Source organism: Pseudomonas putida (genome assembly GCF_009883635.2).
GTDB lineage: Bacteria > Pseudomonadota > Gammaproteobacteria > Pseudomonadales > Pseudomonadaceae > Aquipseudomonas > Aquipseudomonas putida_W.
Window position 1 is genome coordinate 5,542,488 of sequence record NZ_CP026115.2, and the last position, 18,225, is coordinate 5,560,712.

Below are 18,225 nucleotides of genomic sequence, written 5' to 3' on the forward strand. Positions count from 1 at the left end.
AAACAACAATCATGAACCACGTGAAAACCCTGTTGGCCACTTGCCTGTCGCTGGCTGCCCTCAACGCGGCCCACGCCGCCGTATCCCCTGACCAGGCTGCCAAGCTGGGCAAGAGCCTGACCACCCTGGGCGCGGAAAAGGCCGCCAATGCCGATGGCTCGATCCCGGCCTACCAGGGCGGCCTGCTGACGCCACCGGCCGGCTATCAGAGCGGCGCCAGCATGCGCCCGGACCCGTTCGCCAGCGAGAAGCCGCTGCTGGTCATCGATGGCAAGAACGCCGAGCAGTACAAGGGCCAGCTGACCGCCACCACCCTTGAACTGCTCAAGCGCTTCCCGACCATGCGCGTCGATGTCTACCCGACCCACCGCAGCGTGGCGCTGCCTCAGGCGGTGCTGGACAACACCCTGAAGAACGCCACCGGCGCCAAGAGCCAGGAGGGCGGCACCGCGGTGGACAATGTGCTGCCGGGCATCCCGTTCCCGATCCCGCAGAACGGCGCCGAGGCAATGTGGAACTTCCTGCTGCGCTACCAAGGCGTGAGCATGACCGCCAAGTACGATTCGTGGAACGTCGACGCCGCCGGCAAGCCGTCGCTGTCGACCACCGGCCAGGCCAACATCAGCTACCCGATCTACGAAGACATGAACAAGCCGATCGGCGCCAAGGACACCTACTACCAGATGAAACTGGTGTACACCGGCCCCGCCCGCCGCGCCGGCGAAGCGATGATGCTGCGCGATGCCGCCAACCCGCTGGTGCAGCCACGCAGCGCCTGGCAGTACCTGCCTGGCCAGCGCCGGGTCAAGCTGGCGCCGAACCTGGCCTACGACACGCCCAACCCGGGGACCTCGGGGTCTGGCACCTACGATGACGTGTTCGTCTTCAACGGCGCCCTCGACCGCTACGACTGGACCCTGGTCGGCAAGCAGGAAATGTACGTGCCGTACAACACCTACCAACTGACCTACAACACCGATGTCAAGCAGCTGACCACCGCCAACCACCTCGCCCCGCAGTTCGTGCGCTGGGAAAAACACCGCGTGTGGGTGGTGGAAGGCAAGCTCAAGGACGGCGCGCGGCACATCTACCACAAGCGCCGCTTCTACCTCGACGAGGACAGCTGGGTGGCCCTGGCCTCCGACCAGTATGACGCCCGCGGCCAGCTGTACCGTGGCTCGTTCGCCTTCCTCACCCAGAGCTACGACAAGCAGACCCCGGACGCCACGCCATTCATGATCTACGACCTGGTTGGCGGTACCTACAACCTCAATGGCGTGGTCGGCGCCTACGGTGGCATCCGCTACATCGACCCGCTGTCCAAGGCCCAGTGGTCGCCTGAATCGCTGGCCGGCAATGGCATTCGCTGAGCGCATGGCGCAGAGGTTCGCAATGTCTGTCTGCAAACGATGCAGCGTGGCGATGCTGCTCTGGGGCGCGCTGCAAGGCGCGCCCCAGGCGGCGCCCTTCACCGACGTGCTGGACCTGCCGGCCATGCCCAGTGCATTGGCCGCAGCCAGCGCGCTGCGGGATGTGACCCGGGCCGGTGAGCGCCTGGTGGCGGTGGGCCCGCGTGGGCACATCCTGTACTCCGACGACCATGGCGCGCACTGGCAGCAGGCTCAGGTGCCGGTGAGCGCCGACCTCAATGCCGTCAGTTTCCCCTCCGCCGAGCACGGCTGGGCGGTGGGCAACGACGGCGTGGTGCTGTACAGCCGCGACGGCGGCCAGCACTGGGAAAAGCAGCTCGATGGCCGTGAACTGGCCGATGGCACCGACAGCACCTTGCTCGATGTGTGGTTCAGCGATGACCAGCACGGCTATGCCGTGGGCCTGTTCAACCTACTGCTGCGCACCGAGGACGGTGGCCAGCACTGGCTACCGTGGCAGGCGCACAGCGACAACCCGCAAGGCCTGCACCTGACCAGCCTGGCGCCAGTCGGTGACGCGCTGTACATCACTGGCGAGCAAGGCCTGCTGCTCAAGCTGGATGCCGCCAGTCAACGCTTCGAGCAGGTTCCCACGCCGTATGCCGGCACCTTGTTCGGTGCCGTCGGCAAACCCGGCCTGCTGCTGATCTACGGCTTGCGTGGCAATGCCTACCGCAGCACCGATGGCGGCCAGCAATGGCAACCGGTCAGCAGTGGGGTCAAGACCAGCCTCACGGCGGCCAGCCTTGGCGCAGGCGGCGATGTCTGGCTGGCCAGCCAGGCCGGCGACCTGCTGCTCAGCCGCGACGGCGGCGCCAGCTTCAGCCCGCAGCCACAAGCCACACGTGGCCCGGTGACCGCACTGGCCAACGACGCCGGTACCGGCCTGGTACTGGTGGGCGAGCGGGGCGTGCGTACCTTCGACGAGAGAAGACCCTGATGGCCGATATCCGCCAAGACCCACTGCCGGTGATCCATAACCTCGCCGACTTCGACCGCCGTTCGGGCAATCGCCTGGAACGCCTGGTGTTCAACCACCGCCTGGCCTTCGTGCTGTGCATGCTGCTGACCACCCTGGTGCTCGGCTACATGGCACTGACCCGCCTTGAACTGCGCCCCAGCTTCGAGAAAATGTTGCCGCAGAGCCACCCCTACATCCAGAACTACCTGGCAAACCGCCAGTCGCTGCGCGGCCTTGGCAACTCGGTGCGGGTGGTGGTGCAGAACACCCGCGGCGACATCTTCGACCCCGACTACCTGCAGACACTGCGCCAGATCAACGACGAGCTGTTTCTCAGTGACGGTGTCGACCGCGCCTGGATGAAGTCGCTGTGGAGCCCGGCGGTGCGCTGGACCGAGGTCACCGAAGAAGGCTTCCAGGGCGGCCCGGTGATGCCTGACAGCTACCAGGGCGGCGCCGCCGACATCGAGCAGCTACGCCAGAACATCGAGCGCGCCAATATCGTCGGCAGCCTGGTGGCCCGCGACTTCAAGTCGAGCATGCTGATCGTGCCACTGCTGGACCAGGATTCGGCCACTGGCAAAGGCATCGACTACCACGCCTTCTCGCAAAAGCTCGAACAGCTGCGCAACCAGTACCAGGCCAGCGGCCAGTACCAGATCCACGTGATCGGCTTCGCCAAGCTGATGGGCGACCTGATCGACGGGCTGATCGAGGTAATGGCGTTCTTTGCTCTGGCCGTGCTCACCAGCCTGGTGATCATCTACCTGTACACCCGCTGCGTGCGCAGCACCTTGCTGGTGGTGCTGTGTTCGCTGATCGCGGTGGTCTGGCAGCTGGGCATCGTCGCCTGGCTGGGCTATGCCATCGACCCGTACTCGATCCTGGTGCCGTTCCTGATCTTCGCCATCGGCGTCTCCCACGCCGCGCAGAAGATGAACGGCATCCTCCAGGACATCGGCCGCGGTACCCACCGGCAGATCGCCGCACGCTACACCTTCCGCCGCCTGTTCGTGGCCGGGGTCACCGCGCTGCTGGCGGACGCGGTGGGCTTTGCCGTGCTGATGCTGATCGATATCCCGGTGATCCAGGACCTGGCCATCACCGCCAGCATCGGCGTGGCGGTGCTGATTTTCACCTCGCTGCTGCTGATGCCGGTGGCGCTGTCGTATGTCGGCGTGGGCCGCAAGGCTGCCGAGCGCGCCTTGTACATCGATGCCCGTGCGGCGCAGCACCGTGGCTTTGGCCGCTTGTGGGACCTGCTCGACCGCTTCACCGAACGCAAGTGGGCCACGGGCGCCTTGCTGGTGGCCGTGGTCCTTGCCGCCGTCGGTGTGTGGGGCAGCCTGCAGTTGAAGATCGGCGACCTCGACAGCGGTGCCCCGGAGCTGCGCGCCGACTCGCGCTACAACCGCGACAACGCCTTCATCACCGGCCACTACGCGCTGAGCAGCGACACCTTCGCGGTGATGGTCAAGACGCCCCCGGAAGGCTGCCTGCGCTACCAGACGCTGGTGCTGGCCGACCGCCTGGCCTGGGAGCTGCAACAGCTGCCCGGGGTACAGACCACGTTGTCGCTGGCCAACGCAGTGCGCCAGATCACCGCCGGCACGTACGAAGGCAACCCGCGCCTGAACAGCCTGCAGCGCAACCAGGACGTGCTCAACTACGCGGCCCAGCAAGCCTCGGTCAACACCCCGGAGCTGTTCAACAACGACTGTTCGCTGATGCCGGTGATCGCCTATCTCAAGGACCACCGTGCCGACACCCTGGCGCAGGTTGCCGCCAGCGCCGAGCGCTTCGCCCAGGCCAACAGTGGCGATGATCGCCAGTTCCTGCTGGCCGCCGGCAGCGCCGGTATCGAGGCCGCGACCAATATCGTCGTGCGCGAGGCCAACCACCGCATGCTGTTGCTGGTGTACCTGGCGGTTACCGTGTTCTGCCTGTTCACCTTCCGCAGCTGGCGCGCCACCCTGGTGGCGATCCTGCCACTGATGCTCACCTCACTGCTGTGCGAAGCGCTGATGGTGGCCATGGGCATCGGCGTCAAGGTTGCCACCTTGCCGGTGATCGCCCTAGGTGTGGGCATTGGCGTCGACTACGCCTTGTACCTGCTCAGCGTGCAGCTTCATCACCAGCGTGCCGGCCTGCCGCTGGCCCAGGCCTACCAGAAGGCCGTGGCCTTCACCGGGCGCGTGGTCGGCCTGGTAGGCATCACCCTGGCCGCTGGCGTGGTCGGCTGGGCTTGGTCGCCGATCAAGTTCCAGGCCGACATGGGCCTGCTGCTGACCTTCATGTTCCTCTGGAACATGCTCGGCGCGCTGGTGCTGATCCCCGCGCTGTCGCACTTCCTCTTGCGCGGCCATGGCGCCCCGGCGGCAAGCCGGGCCCGTGCCGCGTCATGTTCGTCAACCCAAGAAACCGAGTGTTCGCCTCATGTCTGATTACCTTCCGCCACTGCGCGACATGGATTTCCTGTTCAACGAAGTGTTCGATATCCCGGCCTGGTGGGCGCAGACCCCGGCGCTGGCCGAGCAGGTCGATGCCGACACCGCCCGGGCCGTGCTCGAACAGGCCGGCAAGCTGATTGCCGACGTGGTGGCGCCGCTCAACCGCAGCGGTGACGAACAGGGTTGCCGTTGGGATAACGGCCGCGTAAGCACCCCTGATGGCTTTGCCGACGCCTACCGGGCGTTCGCCGAAGATGGCTGGGTGGGTGTGGCCGGCGCCCCGGAATATGGCGGCATGGGCATGCCAAAAGTGATCGGCGCCCAGCTCGAAGAGATGCTCAACGCGGCCAACCTGTCGTTCGGCTTGTACCCGATGCTCACCGCAGGCGCCTGCCTGTCACTGCTCAACCACGCCAGCGAACCGCTCAAGGCGCGTTACCTGCCACCCATGTATGAAGGCCGCTGGACGGGCTCGATGTGCCTGACCGAGCCGCACTGCGGTACCGATCTGGGCTTGCTGCGCACCCGCGCCGAACCGTCGGCCGATGGCCGTTACCGGGTCAGCGGCACCAAAATATTCATCACCGGCGGGGAGCAGGACCTGACCGAGAACATCATCCATCTGGTGCTGGCCCGTCTGCCGGACGCACCCGCCGGTGCAAAGGGCATTTCCCTGTTTCTGGTGCCGAAAGTGCTGGTCGACGATGATGGCGCGCTGGGCGAGGCCAATGCCGTCAGTTGTGGCTCGATCGAGCACAAGATGGGCATCAAGGCCTCGGCCACCTGCGTGATGAACTTCGACGGCGCCATCGGTTACCTGGTCGGCGAACCGAACAAGGGCCTCAATGCCATGTTCACCATGATGAACTATGAGCGCCTGGGCGTGGGTATCCAGGGCCTGGCCCTGGGCGAGCGTTCCTACCAGAACGCCATCGCCTATGCCCGCGACCGTCAGCAAGGCCGCGCCCCGACCGGCGCCGAGGCGCCCGGGCAGGCCGCCGACCCGATCGTCGTGCACCCGGATGTGCGGCGCATGCTGCTGACCATGAAGGCCCTGAACGAAGGCGGGCGGGCATTTTCCACCTACGTGGCGCTGCAACTGGACCTGGCCAGGTACAGCGAGGATGCCGGCGCACGTCGCCTGGCCGAGGCCAGGGTGGCCTTGCTGACCCCGCTGGCCAAGGCCTTCCTCACCGACATGGGCCTGGAAACCACCGTGCATGGCCAGCAGGTGTTCGGCGGGCATGGCTACATCCGTGAATGGGGCCAGGAACAGCTGATTCGCGATTGCCGCATTACCCAGATCTACGAAGGCGCCAACGGCATCCAGGCCCTCGACCTGGTGGGGCGCAAGCTGCTGGGCGATGGTGGCCAGGCGTACCGCCTGCTGTCGACAGAGATCCGCATCTTCGCCGAGGCGCAGACAGCCGAGTTCGGTACGCCGCTGCTGGCGGCGGTGAATGAACTCGATGACCTGACGGCCTGGGTCCTCGACCGTGGCCAGGGCAACCCCCAGGAGATTGGCGCTGCGTCGGTGGAATACCTGCATGCATTCGGCTACACGCTGTATGCCTACCTGTGGGCACGCATGGCCGAAGTCGCCCTGAAAACAGTGCAACCCGAGCCGTTCCACCAGAGCAAGCTGGCCACCGCGCGCTTCTACTTTGCGCGCCTGCTGCCGCGCACCCACTCGCTGAATGCCAGCGTCAAGGCGGGTAGCCACAGCCTTTACCTGCTCGATGCCGACCTGCTGTGAAGGATGCCGCGATGACCACCACCCGTATCATGCCGGCCGCCGAACAGGCCTATGGCTACCCGCTGCTGATCAAGCGCCTGCTGTTGTCAGGCGTGCGCTACCAGCCAAACCAGGAAATCGTCTACGCCGACAAGCTGCGCTACAGCTACACGACGCTGATCGAACGCATCCAGCGCCTGGCCAATGTGCTCACCGAGGCCGGGGTCAGGCCAGGCGACACCGTCGCCTTGCTCGACTGGGACAGCCACCGCGCCCTGGAATGCTTCTTCGCCGTGCCGATGCTTGGCGCTGTACTGCACACCGTCAACGTGCGGCTGTCCGCCGAGCAGGTCCGCTACACCATGAACCATGCCGAAGACCGGCTGGTGCTGGTGCATGACGACTTTCTGCCGCTGATGGCGCAGCTGCGCGAGGAGCTGCCAACCGTGCAAGGCTTCATCCGCCTCAGCGATGGCGACTGTGAGCAGCCGACACTGCCCACGCTGGGTGAGTATGAGGCACTGCTGGGCGCGGCGGGTGCCAGTTTCGACTTCCCCGATTTCGACGAAAACTCCCTGGCGACGCTGTTCTACACCACCGGCACCACCGGCCACCCTAAGGGCGTGTACTTCAGCCATCGCCAGCTGGTGCTGCACACCCTGGCCGAACAGGCGACCCTGGCTGCCTGCGGTGGCGAGCCGCTGTTGCGTGAAGGCGATGTGTACATGCCGATCACGCCGATGTTCCATGTTCATGCCTGGGGCGTGCCCTATGTGGCCACGGCGCTGGGCATCAAACAGGTGTATCCGGGGCGCTACGAGCCCAACCGCCTGGTGCGCCTGTATCGGGAGGAGGGCGTGACCTTCTCGCACTGTGTGCCGACCGTGCTGCAGATGATGCTCGACAGCGACGAGGGCCGGCGCACCGACCTGGTCGGCTGGAAGATGCTGCTCGGCGGCAGTGCGCTGACCGTAGGGCTGGCACAACGGGCCAGCCAGCGCGGCATCCGCGTGCACTGTGGATATGGCATGTCGGAAAGCTGCCCGCTGCTCAGTGTCACCCGCCTGAGTGCCCAGGACCTGGCGCTGCCCATGGCCGAGCAGGTGTCGCTGCGCATCAACGCCGGCGTGCCGATCGTGCTGGTGGACCTGCGCATCGTCGATGACGCAGGCGTTGACGTGCCGCACGATGGCGAACGCCTGGGTGAAGTGGTAGTGCGCGCACCCTGGTTGACCCAGGGCTACCTCAAGGAGCCGGAGCAAGGCGCTGCGCTGTGGCGCGGTGGCTGGCTGCACACCGGTGACCTGGCCTGCATCGATGCCGGTGGCGTGGTGCGCATCCGCGACCGCATCAAGGATGTGATCAAGACCGGTGGCGAGTGGATCAGCTCGGTCGAACTGGAAAGCCTGATCAGCCAGCACCCGGCCATCGAGGCGGTGGCGGTGGTCGGCGTGCCGGACCCGCAGTGGGGCGAGCAGCCGCTGGCATTACTGGTGTGCCGAGACGGTCGGCAGCTGGATGCGGCGGCCTTGGCCGAGCACCTGCAGCCTTTTGTCGCCAGCGGCCAGCTGAACAAGTGGGCGATTCCGCGGCAGATACGCTGTGTCGGGCAAATCCCGAAAACCAGTGTGGGCAAGGTCGACAAGAAACTGATCCGGCAGTCCTTGCTCACGGAATAACCTGCGCAAGAAAGCGGATGCAGCGGGGAGCGAGCGACGTTAAAGTGCGCTGAAACTGGTTTGCCTTAGGGAACTCAGATGTCCAGCGCCTTTACCTTGATGCCGTCTGCGGTCGGCACCCTGACCCTGGTGGCACGCGGCGAGCGACTCGCCGCTGTGCTGTGGGAAGAGGAACGCGAGAACCGGGTGCGGCTCGGCGAGCTGCACCGCGATGACCAGCACCCGACGCTGCGCGAAACGGCCCGTCAGCTGGGCGAGTACTTTGCCGGCACCCGCCAGCGCTTCGAACTGGCCATGGATTTTGCCGGTACCGAGTTCCAGCGCCAGGTGTGGGCGGCCTTGCTGACCATTCCCTTCGGTGAGACCCGCAGCTACAGCGACATCGCCCGGCAGATTGGCAACCCCAGTGCCGTGCGGGCAGTGGGTGCAGCCAACGGGCGCAACCCGATCTCAATCATTGCCCCGTGTCACCGGGTGATTGGCGCATCCGGCAGCCTGACCGGATTTGCCGGGGGCTTGGCAGCCAAGCAGTATCTACTGGCACTGGAAGGGCGGCAGAGCCTGGCCCTGGATCTTTGAGAGTCCTGTACCGGGCTGTTCGCGGTTCAGCTGAGCCAGCTCACCAGCAGGCAGACGACCAGCGCTAGCACCGACCCTGCCATCAGTGTGTACAGGCGTTGTGCACGCCGTGCATGTGGCCTTACCTCGCGCAGGTATTCGCCCGGCGTCGGTGCATCGGGCCGGTGCCGCAATCCCTCGGCAATTTCAGCCAGCTGGCCCTGGATCAGCAGGCCGACCACGTAGTAGGTGAAGGCAAAACTGAACAGCGTCGACAGCAGGAACTTCATGCCTCAGCCATCTTCAACGGCAGGCAGAGCGCGATGTTGCTGGCGGTATCCAGCAGGATCAGGCCTTCGGCCTTGTCATCCAGGGCAGCCAGCAGGTTGCCCTGGCTGTCCCAGGCTGCGGAGCCGCCGGCACCGATGAAGTTGTCGGCCGGCCCGACGCAGTTGGCCAGCAGCACCGGAATGCCCAAGGTGCGCGCCACCTCCGGGTAATGCTCGTTGCCTTCGCGGATGCCTTTGGCGGTCTTGGCCACGCTGACCAGATACAGCTCGGCACCCAGCCCATGGGCCTGGTCGGCATGTTCGATGAACATCGATTCATAGCAGATGGCCGGGGCGATTTGCAGCGCCCCCGATTCGAATACCAGGGGTTGGTCTCCAGGCGTGAAGAACGGCAGTTCATCGTCATGCAGGCGCTGCTTGGCATACGCCAGGGGCGGCAGGCCTGGGCGCAGGATGGGCATGCCAATGCGAATGCCGTCTGCGGTCGGCAGTGGCAGCCCAACGGCCACGCTGATTGCGAGTTGGTCACAAAGCGCCTGCAACGGCTCGAGCCGGGCAGAGGTCACCGGCAGGGCCACCTGGCGCGCCAAGGTTGGCTCGTAGCCGGTCAACGACAGTTCCGGGAACACGACCAGCTCGGCACCCAGCGCCGCCGCTTGCTCGATGCAGCGCAGATGGCGGGCGAGGTTGCTCGCCAGGTCGCCTTTGCGCGACGCCAGTTGTACGGCACAGAGTTTCATGGTGCGTCCCTTCCCTGGTACTGGTCGAATGGCCGAGCATACCCCCGACATACTCGCCAGTACCAGCAATGGGTTGCCTCAAGACGTCGAATGGGGCCCGAACCGCTGGCGGAACCAGTCATCGAGCATGGCCTTTTCCGCGTACAGGCGGTCACTGCTGTGGGAGGCCCGCCCTGGGCGGCTCAGGTACATCTTGTCGCTGACCCGCTCCTGGGCCTGCTGGTCGGGCTTGCCGGGCTGGCGGAGGGTGTAGCTCAGGTCGATGGTCGGCCAGGTGATGTCGCGCATGAAGCGCACATCGTAGGCCTGGCTGTGCCACGGCTCGTATCGGCCGGCCAGGTCGATGTCGCGAATGTCGATGACCAGCTGCTGGTCGGGCTTCAGGTAGCGTTGGCCGAGTTTGTGCAGGTACTCGGTCAGGCTCTTCATCACGTAGGCGTCGGCCCCGCGTTCATAGCCAGGGCCATCGAGGCTGGCGTCGCGAAATTTTTCCGGGTGGTCGAAACGTACCTCGACCTGCGCAGGCGGAGTGCCTTGTGCCATGCTGTTGAATGACAGCGCCATGAGCACGGCACACACTAGAGCGTTACGCATGATGCACCTCCGGGGTGGGCTGCGTGTCGCTCCATTTTACGCCGGCCGCCGCGCGCCAGCAGAGGAACATTGTAATGAGCCGGTTTCGGCGGCTAGCCGCCAACAGCAAGGGGCGCGACCTGGCCGTGGGCGATATCCACGGGCATTTTCGGCGGCTTGAGCAGTGCCTGGACGCAGCAGGTTTCGACCCTGCCGTGGACCGGCTGTTCAGCGTCGGCGACCTGGTCGACCGCGGGCCGCACAGTGAAGAGTGCCTGGATTGGTTGGACCAGCCCTGGTTCCATGCCGTGCAGGGCAATCACGAGTCGCTGGCAATCACCTGCCTGTATGGCGGGCGCCTGGACCTGGAGATGTACCGCGCCGCAGGGGGTGGCTGGTTCATCGATATGCCCAGAGACCGGCAGGAGGTGTTTGTCGAACGGTTCCTGCAGCTGCCGATTGCCCTGGAAGTGCAAACGGAAGCCGGCCTGATCGGCTTGCTGCATGCCGACAGCCCGTTCAGCGAGTGGAATGCCTTGCGCGATAGCCTGCTGTTCGATGACGATGCGGGCGTTCGCGAGGTCTGCCAGTGGTCGCGTCAACGCCTGAAGGACGGCAACACCGAGAATGTGGCAGGCCTGCGCGCCTTGCTGGTAGGGCATACACCAGTGTTGCGGGCCAAGCAGCTGGGCAACGTCTGGCACCTGGATACCGGCGGCTGGGCCAGTGGCCATTTCAGCCTGATGGACCTCGCCAGCTTGCGCCTGGTCATCCCGGCAGCAGATGAATCAACAGCCCCACCGCCAGCACCATCAGCATGACCCCGGAAGCCCGTTCCAGCCACGGCAGGGCATGGGCGAAACGCCGCAGCAGGCGTTGATTGCCGATGGCTGCGGCCACCAGCAGGTCCCACAACAGCACGATGGTGAACATCCAGGCGCTGTACAGCCACTTCCAGCCGGCGCTGCTGCTGGCCACCATGCCGGCGAGGCTGGCGTAGAACAATGCGTTCTTCGGGTTCAGTGCCCCAGACAGAAAACCCATGCCCAGGCCGCGCCACCAACCCTTGATCGCGCCCTGCCCGGCAACGGCTGTCAGTTCGCTCTTACCGGCATGGCGCAGGAACAGCAGGCCGATGTACAGCAGGTAACCGGCACCGGCCAGTTGCAGGGTAAGGAACAGTGCACTGCCTTCACGCAGGATGGCCAGACCCGCGAAGGCCATGGCGATGAACAGGCCATTGGCCAGGGCGATGCCCAGGCAGGCGCCACTGGCAATGCGCCAACCTGCCGCTACCGAGGTGCGGGCCACCAGGAAAAAGTCCGGGCCGGGAGACAGCAGGGCGAGGAAGTGGGCGAGGGCGACGATCAGGAACTGCTCCATGGTGGGCTTTCTCGGTAGCAAAGCCGCAGTCTGGAGGCTGCTCTGGCGCAGGTATTGAAGATTATTGCGCGTGCCGGTACTGCCCCGGCGTGACCCCGACATGGGCCTTGAACACCCGCTGGAAGTGGCTCTGGTCGGCAAACCCCAACTGGTAGGCAACCTCGGCCAACGCCAGCCCGTCACGCAGCAGCAGCCGGCCACGGTTGACCCGCGCGTTGAGCAGGTAGGCATGGGGTGTCAGCCCGGTGGCGGCGCGAAACGCCCGGATCAACTGATAGCGGCCAAGGCCCGCTTGCCCGGCCAGGCATTCGAGGCTCAACTGCGCCAGGTCTTGCGCTTCGATGTGTTCGATCAGCCCACGCAAGGTGGGCACTCCCAGCACTGGTGCGGGGGCCGCAAGCGATGCCGGTTGTGCCGAAAAGTCGTGATCGCCGAGGAATGCCACCAGCTCCGCTTCCTTCTCACTGATGGTGGCTGCAGAGAAGAGCAGGTCGTTCAACGTGCAGAATTCACGGTACAGCGCCGGGTCCCGGCTGATCCGCGCAGGGGCACCGGGCCTGGCCGCTTCGAGCCCTGATTCCAGGCGCAACTGTGCCAGCCAGCCGGCATCCACATGCAGCATCTGGTAGCTCCAGGCCTTGCCGGGTTCGGGGTTGCAGGCGTGTACCCGCTGCGCGGGCACCAACACCAGGGTGCCCGGCGTCAGGCGCTCCTGCCGGTCGCCTGCGCCCGTGAAGCAGCTGCTGCCGGCATCCACTGCGCCGATGGAGAAGGTCGGGTGACTATGCGCCTTGTAGCAGGCGCGGCTATGGCAGGCTCGACGGCTTTCCACCCAGGGCAGTGCCGGGTCGCGCCAGAGCTGGGAGCGGGCAGTGGGCATGAAAGGGTCCTCGATCAGCTGGGCAGCTTAGCAGCGCTGGGCGAGCGACCGTACAGTTTTTGCCGCTGGCTGTACCTTGACCTGGCCCCCGCCGGGCATCGAAAGTAGCGCCTGATTGCCTGGAGAACAAAATGGACCTGTCGAGCCTGTTGCTATTCATCCCCGCCTGTTTCGCATTGAATATGGCGCCGGGGCCGAACAACCTGTTGTCACTGCACAACGCCAGCCGCTACGGCCTGCGCACCGCCTGTGTGGCCGGTGGCGGGCGGATTCTCGCCTTCAGCGGCATGATCGCCCTCGCCGCCATGGGCCTGGCGGTGGTGCTGCACACCAGCGAGTACCTGTTCCTGGCGATCAAGGTGGTGGGCGCGGCATACCTGTTCTACATCGCCTGGCAGCTGTGGCGCGCCCCGGTCGGCGAGGCCGTGGTGGCCAGCGATCACCCGAGTGGCACGTGGCGGCTGGCACGCCAGGAGTTCTGGGTGGCGGCGGGCAACCCGAAAGCCATCCTGATCTTCACCGCCTTCCTGCCGCAGTTCGTTTCGGTTGGCAGCGCGACGCCGGTGAGCGAGCAGTTCCTCTGGCTCGGTGTGCTGTTCCTGCTGCTGGAGTGGGCGGCGATCGCCATCTACTCGGGCCTGGGCGCCTATATGCAACGCTGGTTCAGCCAGCCCGGGCCGCGCCGGCTGTTCAACCGGGTCAGCGCCTCGCTGCTCGGTTGCGCCGGCCTCGGCCTGCTGGCGGCGCGCCGCTAGAACTGCCAGCGCACGCCCAGGTTCACCCCGCTGGCTTCCTGCTGGCGGCTGTCGAGGTTGCTTGAGTACTGCACACCGCCGTGCAGGCTCAGCGCCTCGCTGACCTGGGCGACCAGGCCGGTTTCCAGCTGCAACGCGGTGTAGCGGTAGTCGGTCTTGATCTTGTCCACCCCATCGAACGTCAGGGTGTCGCGACCGCCATCGCCGTGCCACAGATTGAGCTGCGCGTAGGGTTGCAGCAGGCGGCCGTTGATGCCGCCATAGGCGCCTTCCAGGCGCACGCCGAGCCGACCGGTCAGCTCGACCTGGGCATCATGGCTGACGTGCGAGACGCTGTCGTTGGCGCTGTCGAGCGAGACTTTCTGGGCAATCAGCTGGGCTTGTGGTTCCAGGGTCCAGCGTTTGGACAGGCTGATCGGATAGCCGGTCTCCAGCGATGCGCTCCAGGCGTGCCCGTCGATGTTCAGCTTGTCGCCCCGGTCGGAGCGGGCGCGGCCATCGAGTTTCGTGTACTGCAATACGCTGTCGAGGTACCCGCCTTGCGGGCCGACCAGTGTCCAGTAGCCGCCGACACTGTCGCCGTCCAGCTTGAGATCACCCACGCTGCGATCCTCCACGGCCAGCGCGAAGCCTTTGACGTCGGCGTCCAGCCGGCTGTGGCTGACATACAGGCCCAGATGCTGGCGATAGCCATTATCGCTGACCTTGGCATACAGGTCCTGGCCCACCTTGAAGCCGTACAGGTCACCGTCCAGGCTCGGGCTGACGGTGCCGCTCCATTGCTGGCGCAGCGCGCCGCCGTAGGCCTGGCCCCAGCTGGCAGGAAAGGCGCCTTTGCCCTGCAGCAACTGCTGGTCACCCTGGCGCTGATGGAAGGTGCCCAGTGCCTGGCGGGCGATAATGGCGGCGCCCCTCGGAGCTGCGGCATAGACCGGCACTTCCGGGCGATACAGCGGCAGGCTTTCGCCTTGCACCGGCGCTGGCAGGTCAAGCTGGCCGGGCGCTGGCGCAGCGACAGGCGGGGTAGCCGCCGAGGCGATCACGGGCGGCTCGCCCGGCTGCGTTGGCTGCGTTGGCTGTGACGGATTTCCCGGTTGTGTCGCGGGGGACGGAGCGGGCAGCGCGACCAGTGTCGAGCGCAGGTACCAGCTGTTTTCGCTGCCAGCCGTCACACCGCCTTTGAACAGTCGGTAGTCATAAGCACCCACCGACAGCGTCTGAGTCTGAACAAAGGCCGTGGCGGTGCTGGTGGCGCCGTTGCGGGCTTCAACGACCTGAATACCATTCTGGTTCGTGGCGGCCCCCGCGCCACCCAGATTGTTCACCTCCAGGCGCGTGCTGCCGCCGATGCTGCCCTGGCTGACCACCAGCCGGTCGGATGCTGCATCGTCGCCGGCGAGCACACTGTTCACGCGCAGCAGGCCATTGTCACCTTGGTAGTTGCCGTTGATGGTCAGGCGGCCCTGGGCATCATTGCCCGTGCTCAGGTCGATCGTGCCAGCATTGCGCACACTGGCAAGTTGCCCCGTGGTGAAGGACGCAATCGTTCCCTGGCGAGCAGCCAGCGTGCTGCTGGTATCAATGGCCAGCGTGCCGCTGCCGGTATCTGCATCGCCAAGGGCAAGCGTATCGTTCAGCGTCAGGCGGCTGTTCTGGTTCAGTTCGACAAACTCGAAGTTCAGGTAGCGGGCACCGCCATCAATCTCGCTGTTGAAAAATTGCAGGCGGTCGTTGCCGGCACCGCCATCGATGTTGACGCTCAGGGTTTGCGGGAAGAGGTTACTGATGGTGACCTGATCGTCGCCGACGCCCATGTCGACCCGCCCACCGATGGTGCCCCCTGACCAGTTCAGGACATCATTGCCCGCGCTGGCCAGCACGTTGCCTTTCAAGATGCCGCCGCTGATGGTGATGCTGTCTTCGCCACCGCTGGTGCTGATGTTGCCGCCGATGGTGCCGCCGCGAAGGATGATGGTGTCGTTGCCGAAGCCGCTGACCAGGTTGCCATCGATCAGGGTTTCGACGCCCAGGTCCTGGGACATTTCGAAGAAGTTGTCGGCCAGCTTGAGGTCGACCCGGCCAATACGCCCGCCCGCGAAGATTGCCCGGTCGCCATCCTCGAAGGCGCCGACGTTCCACCCGCCAGACATGTAGAACGTGTCGTAGCCTTGCCCTTGATTGAGCGATTGCACGGTCCCGCCGGTCATCCTGAAGTCGTCGATGGCCGGGGTCTGCACCACGGCGCCCAGGTTGTCGCCAAGCGAAACGACCATGATTTGGGCATGGACCAGTAGCGGCAGGGCCAGGAGGGGAAAAGCGGCGAACGAAAGCAAGCGAGGGCAACGCATAGGCAGGTCTCCGTGTCCGTTAGAGGGACCACTACCTGAAGCGGCATCTTAAGCACCGCTTCGGCCCTGCCTGAGTTGTATGTAAAGCGCGAACACGGGGCAACTGGCAAAAATGCTAGGTGGCCCGTGGCTATCAATCGCGGTAGAAGGTCTGCACCAGGTGGTAGCCGAACTTGCTCTTGATCGGCCCGTGAACCACGCGCAGGGGCTTCTTGAAGATCACCTGGTCGATCGCCCCCACCAGCTGGCCCGGGCGCACTTCGCCCAGGTCACCACCGCGCTTGCCCGACGGGCAGGTGGAGAACTTCTTCGCCAGCACGTCGAAGGCCTCGCCGTTGGCGATGCGCTGCTTGAGCTTTTCGGCTTCGTCAGCGGTCTTGACCAGGATGTGGCGGGCTTGAGCTTTCATGGGTACACCTGTGCTTCGGGGCAAAAAAGGGCGCCATTATGCCTGATCGCGCAGCTCCGTGCGGTCACGAAACTGCTCCAGCGCCTGAGGGTTGGCCAGGGCGTCGGTATTTTTCACTGGCAGCCCGTGCACCACGTTGCGGATGGCCAGCTCCACCAGCTTGCCGCTGATGGTGCGTGGGATGTCAGTGACCTGGGCGATCACCGCCGGCACATGGCGCGGCGTGGTGTACTGGCGGATCACCTGGCGAATGCGCTGGCGCAGGGCGTCGTCCAGCTGCAGGCCATCGCGCAGGCGCACGAACAGCACCACGCGCACATCGCCGTGCCAGGCCTGGCCGATAGCCACGCTTTCCAGCACCTCTTCAACCTTTTCCACCTGGCGGTAGATCTCTGCCGTGCCGATGCGTACGCCGCCCGGGTTGAGCACGGCGTCGGAGCGGCCATGGATCAGCAGGCCGCCGCTGCTGCGCTGCTCGGCGTAGTCTCCCTGCGCCCAGACCCCGGGGAACTGGCTGAAATAGGCGTCGTGGTAACGGCTGCCGTCGTTGTCGTTCCAGAAGCCCAGGGGCATCGATGGAAAGTTGCGGGTGCAGACCAGCTCGCCTTTTTCGTCGAGCACCGGCTGACCCTGTTCGTTCCACACCTCCACGGCCATGCCCAGGCCCTTGCAGGCCATCTCGCCACGGCGCACCGGCAGGGTCGGGTTGCCAAGCACGAAGCACGAGACGATATCGGTGCCACCGGACATCGAAGCCAGGCACAAGTCGGCCTTGATCTTGCCGTACACGTAGTCGTAACTGTGTGGCGACAAGGGCGAACCGGTGGACAGGATCAGCCGCAGGCTGTGCAGCCGATGGCTGCGGGCCGGCTCCAGACCTTCCTGTTCCAGCGCAGCCAGGTACTTGGCACTGGTGCCGAAGGCCTGGATGCGTTCGGCGTCGATCAGGTCGAGCAGACGCTCCGGGCCGGGGTAGAACGGTGAACCATCGTACAGCACCAGGGTGGCACCGACGGCCAGGCCGCTGGCCAGCCAGTTCCACATCATCCAGCCACAGGTGGTGTAGTAGAACAGCACGTCGTCGGCCTTCAGGTCGTTGTGCAGGCCGTGTTCCTTGAGGTGTTGCAGCAGCAGGCCGCCCGCGCGATGGACGATGCACTTGGGCACGCCCGTGGTGCCGCTGGAATAGAGAATGTACAGCGGGTGGTCGAACGGCAGCGAGGCAAACACAGGTTCGCCGCCGGGCTGGTAGAAGTCATCCCACAGGCTGACCTTGGCGGCGTTGAATTCACACGCTTGGGTGTGCGGGCGGGTATAGGGCACCACGATCAACTGCTGCAGCCCCGGCAACTGGGCGCAGACCTGGTTGATCTTGTCGACCTGATCGATCGGCTTGCCGGCGTATTGATAACCGGCGCAGACCAGCAGCAGTTTCGGTTCGATCTGGCCGAAACGGTCGATGATGCCGTGCAGGCCGAACTCCGGCGAAGACGTCGACCAGACCGCACCCAGGCTGGAGCAGGCAAGCATCGCTACCAGGGTTTGCCAGGTATTGGGCATGACTGCCGCGATGCGGTCACCGGGCTCGATGCCGGCTGCCTTGAACGCTTTCTGCAGGCCCGCAACTTCAGCGGCCAGTTGGGCGTGGGTGAAGACCGTGCGCTGGCCATCTTCGCGCACGGAAACCACCGCAGGCCGGTCGTCACGACGGCGCAGCAGGTGTTCGGCGAAATTCAGGGTGGCACCACTGAACCAGCGGGCGTCAGGCATCTGCGCGCCTTCGCTGAGGACCTGACTGGATGGGGTATGCCAGGCCACATGGAAATAGTCGGCAAGGGTTTGCCAGAAGGCCGGCCGCTGCTCGATGCTCCAGCGGTGCAGGGCCGCGTAGTCATTGAGCTGCAGGTTGTAACGCAGGTTCACCCGGCGGCGGAAGGCATCCATCCGGCTGGCTTCGATCTGCGCCGTGGAGGGGCGCCAGAGCACATCGTTCATGCCGAACCTCCAGAGACTGCTTGGGGTTGAGGGCCCGTG

16 protein-coding genes are annotated in these 18,225 nt (G+C 65.3%); 8 read left to right on the top strand and 8 right to left on the bottom strand.

Going from position 1 to position 18,225, the window contains the following annotated elements; all coding sequences use genetic code 11:
• Nucleotides 1-11 precede the first annotated feature (11 nt).
• The 6 genes from C2H86_RS25220 (at nucleotide 12) to C2H86_RS25245 (ending at nucleotide 8,834) form a co-directional block, all read left to right on the top strand.
• Nucleotides 12-1,370, top strand: a complete 1,359-nt coding sequence (locus C2H86_RS25220) for a DUF1329 domain-containing protein (RefSeq protein ID WP_159410380.1) — start codon at nucleotides 12-14, stop codon at nucleotides 1,368-1,370.
• 22 nt (nucleotides 1,371-1,392) lie between these two features.
• A complete protein-coding gene (locus tag C2H86_RS25225) occupies nucleotides 1,393-2,370 on the top strand; it encodes a WD40/YVTN/BNR-like repeat-containing protein (RefSeq protein ID WP_159410381.1) in 978 nt (325 codons plus the stop codon).
• The gene (locus C2H86_RS25230) at nucleotides 2,370-4,835 is read left to right on the top strand and encodes an efflux RND transporter permease subunit (protein WP_159410382.1); all 2,466 of its coding nucleotides are present in this window, start codon (nucleotides 2,370-2,372) and stop codon (nucleotides 4,833-4,835) included. The genes C2H86_RS25225 and C2H86_RS25230 overlap by 1 nt, the downstream gene beginning before the upstream one ends.
• The gene (locus tag C2H86_RS25235) at nucleotides 4,828-6,597 is read left to right on the top strand and encodes an acyl-CoA dehydrogenase C-terminal domain-containing protein (protein WP_159410383.1); all 1,770 of its coding nucleotides are present in this window, start codon (nucleotides 4,828-4,830) and stop codon (nucleotides 6,595-6,597) included. Before C2H86_RS25230 ends, C2H86_RS25235 begins: the two co-directional genes overlap by 8 nt.
• An 11-nt stretch (nucleotides 6,598-6,608) precedes the next feature.
• Nucleotides 6,609-8,255, top strand: coding sequence for a fatty acid--CoA ligase (locus C2H86_RS25240; RefSeq protein WP_159410384.1), 1,647 nt, complete (start codon nucleotides 6,609-6,611; stop codon nucleotides 8,253-8,255).
• 78 nt (nucleotides 8,256-8,333) lie between these two features.
• A complete protein-coding gene (locus C2H86_RS25245; RefSeq protein ID WP_159410385.1) occupies nucleotides 8,334-8,834 on the top strand; it encodes a methylated-DNA--[protein]-cysteine S-methyltransferase in 501 nt (166 codons plus the stop codon).
• A gap of 26 nt (nucleotides 8,835-8,860) precedes the next feature.
• Here C2H86_RS25245 and C2H86_RS25250 read toward each other — a convergent pair whose 3' ends face one another.
• The 3 genes from C2H86_RS25250 to C2H86_RS25260 all read right to left on the bottom strand — a co-directional run bounded on the left by C2H86_RS25250 (nucleotide 8,861) and on the right by C2H86_RS25260 (nucleotide 10,437).
• Nucleotides 8,861-9,103 carry a hypothetical protein gene (locus C2H86_RS25250; protein ID WP_159410386.1) on the bottom strand — a complete coding sequence of 81 codons (243 nt, stop codon included), beginning with the start codon at nucleotides 9,101-9,103 and terminating at the stop codon, nucleotides 8,861-8,863.
• Nucleotides 9,100-9,843 carry a carbon-nitrogen hydrolase family protein gene (locus C2H86_RS25255; protein WP_159410387.1) on the bottom strand — a complete coding sequence of 248 codons (744 nt, stop codon included), beginning with the start codon at nucleotides 9,841-9,843 and terminating at the stop codon, nucleotides 9,100-9,102. Before C2H86_RS25255 ends, C2H86_RS25250 begins: the two co-directional genes overlap by 4 nt.
• 78 nt (nucleotides 9,844-9,921) lie before the next feature.
• Nucleotides 9,922-10,437, bottom strand: a complete 516-nt coding sequence (locus C2H86_RS25260; RefSeq protein WP_159410388.1) for a DUF3016 domain-containing protein — start codon at nucleotides 10,435-10,437, stop codon at nucleotides 9,922-9,924.
• 74 nt (nucleotides 10,438-10,511) lie between these two features.
• Here C2H86_RS25260 and C2H86_RS25265 point away from each other — a divergent pair, with 74 nt between their 5' ends.
• A complete protein-coding gene (locus tag C2H86_RS25265) occupies nucleotides 10,512-11,237 on the top strand; it encodes a metallophosphoesterase (protein WP_159410389.1) in 726 nt (241 codons plus the stop codon).
• Here the strand turns inward: C2H86_RS25265 and C2H86_RS25270 are convergent.
• Both C2H86_RS25270 and C2H86_RS25275 read right to left on the bottom strand, forming a co-directional pair.
• Entirely contained in the window at nucleotides 11,185-11,799 is a 615-nt protein-coding gene (locus tag C2H86_RS25270; RefSeq protein WP_159410390.1) for a LysE family translocator, read from the bottom strand. The genes C2H86_RS25265 and C2H86_RS25270 overlap by 53 nt on opposite strands.
• Nucleotides 11,800-11,860: 61 nt before the next feature.
• Nucleotides 11,861-12,679, bottom strand: coding sequence for an AraC family transcriptional regulator (locus tag C2H86_RS25275; protein ID WP_159410391.1), 819 nt, complete (start codon nucleotides 12,677-12,679; stop codon nucleotides 11,861-11,863).
• Between the two features lie 131 nt (nucleotides 12,680-12,810).
• Between C2H86_RS25275 and C2H86_RS25280 the strand changes: the two genes are divergently transcribed.
• Nucleotides 12,811-13,434: a LysE family translocator gene (locus C2H86_RS25280; RefSeq protein ID WP_104834775.1), complete on the top strand. Its 624-nt coding sequence runs from the start codon at nucleotides 12,811-12,813 to the stop codon at nucleotides 13,432-13,434.
• On the opposite strand, the gene C2H86_RS25285 is transcribed toward C2H86_RS25280, so the two are convergent.
• The 3 genes from C2H86_RS25285 to C2H86_RS25295 all read right to left on the bottom strand — a co-directional run bounded on the left by C2H86_RS25285 (nucleotide 13,431) and on the right by C2H86_RS25295 (nucleotide 18,186).
• Nucleotides 13,431-15,782: an autotransporter outer membrane beta-barrel domain-containing protein gene (locus C2H86_RS25285; protein WP_159410392.1), complete on the bottom strand. Its 2,352-nt coding sequence runs from the start codon at nucleotides 15,780-15,782 to the stop codon at nucleotides 13,431-13,433. The two genes, C2H86_RS25280 and C2H86_RS25285, sit on opposite strands and share 4 nt — an antisense overlap.
• Before the next feature lie 133 nt (nucleotides 15,783-15,915).
• Entirely contained in the window at nucleotides 15,916-16,191 is a 276-nt protein-coding gene (locus C2H86_RS25290; protein WP_008095636.1) for a peptidylprolyl isomerase, read from the bottom strand.
• Nucleotides 16,192-16,227: 36 nt separating this feature from the next.
• The gene (locus C2H86_RS25295; RefSeq protein WP_159410393.1) at nucleotides 16,228-18,186 is read right to left on the bottom strand and encodes an acetoacetate--CoA ligase; all 1,959 of its coding nucleotides are present in this window, start codon (nucleotides 18,184-18,186) and stop codon (nucleotides 16,228-16,230) included.
• Between the last annotated feature and the right edge of the window lie 39 nt (nucleotides 18,187-18,225).